The sequence below is a fragment of the Listeria sp. SHR_NRA_18 genome, assembly GCF_003856515.1.
Lineage (GTDB): Bacteria > Bacillota > Bacilli > Lactobacillales > Listeriaceae > Listeria_A > Listeria_A newyorkensis.
This window is the reverse complement of sequence record NZ_QPKR01000026.1, coordinates 1-2,823: the sequence shown is the minus strand read 5'-3', so window position 1 is coordinate 2,823 and position 2,823 is coordinate 1. Positions and strand designations below refer to the sequence as shown.

Below are 2,823 nucleotides of genomic sequence, written 5' to 3'. Positions count from 1 at the left end.
ACTTACAGTTGTATAATCATCAATATCATGGTACATATTGATCATCGTTTGTGCGTAGCCTTCTAAGATTTCGTTGGAAGAATAAATTGATCCGGATTTGGTTTGCAATAAGAAACCTTCTGGAATATGCAACGATCCATTTTCACGAAATAGATCCAGCGCTGTTTCTTTAAATTGATCCGGACTAAGGTGCGTTAACTCCTTAATACGGCTTGTTTTTCCTTTAAATGCAATATCCATAAAAGCTTTCGCTGCCACTTCCGGATCAGAAAATGAGTTTTCAGCTGCCACTTCTGCTTTTGCTGTTTTGGCTTCTTTTGTTTCTTCTACTTGCGCAGGGGGAGCTTGCTCTTCTGCTTTCCCTTGGCTACAAGCTGTTAGAGATAAAACCGTGAAACCTGTTAGTACCGCTAGACTTAATTTTTTTATTCTCGTTGTTTGTGTTGTGTTCATTTTTGTAATCTCCTTCAAATTTTTATTGTTGTGTGTCCATTTTTTCAAAAAAAAGAGACTAGCAGTTACCCGTTAGTCTCTTTTCATAGCTTGATGATTATTGATTTGCTTTTTTACGGCGTACCAAATACACGCCTGCTGTTACGATCAATAGAAGTCCAGCCAATACAAGTAAGTCCATGCTGCTGTCCCCTGTCGTTGGTAAGAATCCAACCTTAGCAGGTTTTTCTGGAGCCGGAACTGGTTTAATGTCGTTGAAATGAACTGTTTGGCCCTTATCGTTGATGTCTTCATGTTTGGCTATCAATTGATTCGTTTCTGGTTTGTGGAAGTACTCGAAAAATACGATATCTTGACCAGCTAATTGTTTCGCATCTAGCACCATGCTGACAACATATTCTCCGGATGCTGCTTTCGGTGTGAACGTGGTTTCTTTCGTTTGGATCACTTGACCCGTTTTCGCATTCACAGCCTTTGTTACTACTTTTACGGCTTCTCCTGGGATCATACCGCTATATTTCATTGTATCTTTTACAGTCACTTCTCCAGTTGGATCAGTTGCTTTTTTGCCATTCTCAAACGTTGCTTTTGTTCCAATTTTCGGATTGGTAAAGTGGACTGTTTGTCCTTTATCCTTCGGATTCGTATGTTTTGCGACTTCTTCGCCTTTATATTGCAAGTACTCGAAGAATACGACATCTTTTCCGGCTAGCTTGCTGCCGTCAACGATTAGTTTTGCTTCATACGTGCCATCTGCTGTTTTTGGTGTGAATTTCGTTGTTGATGAAGCATAGACTTCTTCTGGATTAGCTGGGTTAACTGCTTTTGTTACCACAGTGTATTCTTTACCAGGTAGTAATGATTTGTAGTTGATCTGATCAATCAATGTTGTATTTCCAAGTGGATTTAACGTTTTTTGTCCATTCAATCCAGTTGCTTTTGTACCAATAATCGGCTTGATCAATTCGTTTTTTACGCTAAATTCTTTCCAAACGATTGGTGTTACACCATCCGCATAAGCTAATGTGAAATCAATTGGCGCTAATGTTTGATATTCTTCTGGTGCATTCGTTTCTACTAGTTGATATGTGTTGTTCTCGCCCACGTACAGCTCTTTTGTGGACTCGAAATAACCTTTTGCATCCGTTTTCACAGTATCGACAATATCGCCCTTCTGGAAGCGTACAGTGCCGTCTGGTGTTACGATATCCGATGTTGCGATCACATCAAATGTAATGTCTGCTGCCGGGATATCTTTATACACAATTTTCTCTGGGTCTACATTTTCAGGATCGATGACTTCCTTAATTTTCGTACCCTTGATTTTGCCCATCGCTGGAGCATCTTTCATTTCCACTGTAATCATTTGGCCATCGTGATCCGCAACAATTTCGAATGCCACTGGTTCCGCATTAATCAAATAGCCTGCTGGAGCTTTTGTTTCTGTGGCTGTGTAATCGCCTTGTGGCAAGTCTTTGATGGATACTTTACCGTTCGTTACTGTCGTTACATTCGCAACAACGGTTCCAGCTGCATTCTTAAGTGCATAGCTTGCGCCAGCTAAAAGTTTGCCATCTGTGCCTTTTTTCGTGATGTCTAAGTCTCCTGTGCGAGCTTCAAATTGTGCTGTTAAAGAAATTGTTTTGGTTGGATCAAACCATCCGCCTTTTACAAGCTTTTGAAGGCTGTCATCATCCATTTTATATAAAATTGGAGAGTAATCTTTCATGCTTCCTTTTAAAGCTCCTGATGCAAAATTCTTGTCATATGTTAATGGAGCTGTAAAGTAAACAGAATCTCCACCTTTAATTGTTGCTGTGCCACCAGTTTTTTGCGCCCCTGTTGTTACATTATGCAAAGTGACTTCTGCTGGGATATTAGTAAATTGGAATTTATTACTTACATCTGCATTAAGTTTTGTTGTTTGTGTCCGTTGAACTCCACCAACTATAGAACTTGCTAATACTGTATCAGAGAAGTTTGCTTCGGCTTTCGGGTAGTCTCCAGATGCCGCTTTAGCTCTGTAAGCATCATAGCCTGGAACTGATTGCCCACCTTGATAACTACCTAAATACATTTCACTCACAACCAACGAAGTTAAAACTGTTCCTCGTGTCCAGTCGCTACCAAACATGTTACCATCACCTGTAATACCATAGTACAGAGCTGCGGCAACTTTTGGATTATCGTAAATGTTACCTCCGTCATTGCTTGTGCCTGTCCCAGGAGTAGGTTTAGGATGTTCAATACAAAACGCTTGCTCACCATCTACTTCAAAATGGCCTACAATATTAGGGCCATAAATAACCTGCCCTTTGTAAACAACTGTGGAACCTGACCTAGCTAGACGCAATTTATTATTTTGTGTCC

General features: G+C 40.3%; 2 protein-coding genes. Both read right to left on the bottom strand.

Going from position 1 to position 2,823, the window contains the following annotated elements; genetic code table 11:
• Positions 1–453, bottom strand: a 453-nt coding sequence (locus DUK53_RS16780; protein ID WP_143813223.1) for a hypothetical protein, incomplete at its 3' end; no start/stop codon positions are given.
• A 97-nt stretch (positions 454–550) separates the two neighbouring features.
• Positions 551–2,823, bottom strand: a 2,273-nt coding sequence (locus tag DUK53_RS16775) for a VaFE repeat-containing surface-anchored protein (RefSeq protein WP_124893179.1), incomplete at its 5' end; no start/stop codon positions are given.